This window comes from Photorhabdus sp. RM96S (genome assembly GCF_042879335.1).
Classification (GTDB): domain Bacteria; phylum Pseudomonadota; class Gammaproteobacteria; order Enterobacterales; family Enterobacteriaceae; genus Photorhabdus; species Photorhabdus kayaii.
In genome coordinates, this window is the sequence record NZ_JBHFKT010000178.1 from 1 (window position 1) to 466 (window position 466).

Annotated in this window: 1 protein-coding gene; it reads right to left on the reverse strand. The window is 59.2% G+C overall.

All coding sequences use genetic code 11. The features are described from left to right. The coding region (locus tag ACGF49_RS24840) for an ImcF-related family protein (protein ID WP_387493413.1) at positions 1–466 on the reverse strand (466 nt) is incomplete at both ends.

A 466-nucleotide genomic window follows, 5' to 3' on the forward strand; every position in this document is an offset into this window, starting at 1 on the left:
GTCAAAGCTCGGGCCAATCTGGTCGCGCAGGTTGAGGGGGGGCGGCAGTGAATCCTGGGCTTTAATGCGCAGGTTCTGGTAGACCCGTTGATAAATAGAGAGCTGACTCAGTTCTTTCTCGGCATTGATGAGCGGCAGTTGGTAAGGCGCAAAGCTGTTGATAGCGGCCTGATCGCCCGCCTCCCGCGCGGCCCGCCAGTCGGTGTGATCCAGGGCATAGTCCAGATGAGTCAGCAACTGTTGCTGTAACGGGCGCTGGCCGTTAAACGCCTGGCTCCAGCGCGCCCGCATAGCGTTTTCCACCAGCGATTTATGGCGGCCGCTGCGGTCTTCCAGCATCCGCATGATACGCAGCACGGCCAGTTTTTCTTCGCTGCCTTTCGGCGCCCGGTTCAGGTCATCCAGCAGGCCGTTCATTAAGGCCGGCAGAAAGCGCTGAGACAACAGTTGCAGGTAGGTGTTTTCC